We start from the raw sequence: 613 nt of genomic DNA, 5'->3' as shown, positions 1-613 counted from the left end.
TGCTCCAACAGTGCTAACCCTCCGCCAAGCCACGAACCAAATTTGTGTATACCGCTAGAGAAGTTCCGCGCTTGATAGAGCTCTTCATATAGCCATGACTGTTTGAAATGGCTTTGGTAGTCGGCAATAACCGATTGATTTAAAATCGCTTCAACGACTGCTTCCGCCGCAATCATGCCTGATTTCATGGCAGTGTGCGTACCTTTGATTTTGGATCCATTGAGTGTTCCAGCATCGCAGCCAATCAACAAGCCACCCGCGAATTGTTGTGTAGGAAGGGAGTGAAAACCACCTTTGGTAATGGCTCTCGCACCATAGCTGATGCGTTTACCATTTTTTAGGTACTGTTCAATCATCGGGTGATGTTTAAAACGTTGAAATTCGTCAAACGGACTCAAATGAGGATTCTTGTAATTGAGGTCAACAATCAAACCGACAGCAACTTGGTTGCCCTCAAGATGATAAAGATAACTGCCACCACTCGCTTCGTTTGCCAACGGCCAACCTAATCCATGAACAACCAATCCTTGCTGATGTTGCTCTGCAGGTATTTCCCACAGCTCTTTAAAGCCAATCGCATAGTGCTGTGGCGTTTTATCTTCAGCGAGATTAA

Annotated in this window: 1 protein-coding gene; it reads right to left on the bottom strand. The window is 45.4% G+C overall.

Annotated elements, in window-relative coordinates; genetic code table 11:
* Window positions 1-613 (bottom strand): NAD(P)/FAD-dependent oxidoreductase (locus tag R8O11_RS29155; protein ID WP_318195114.1); only part of this gene is annotated, 613 nt, incomplete at both ends.

The organism is Vibrio sp. 1288 (assembly GCF_033344475.1).
Note: the sequence above shows the minus strand (reverse complement) of the source record. Positions and strands in the feature narration are given on the sequence as shown.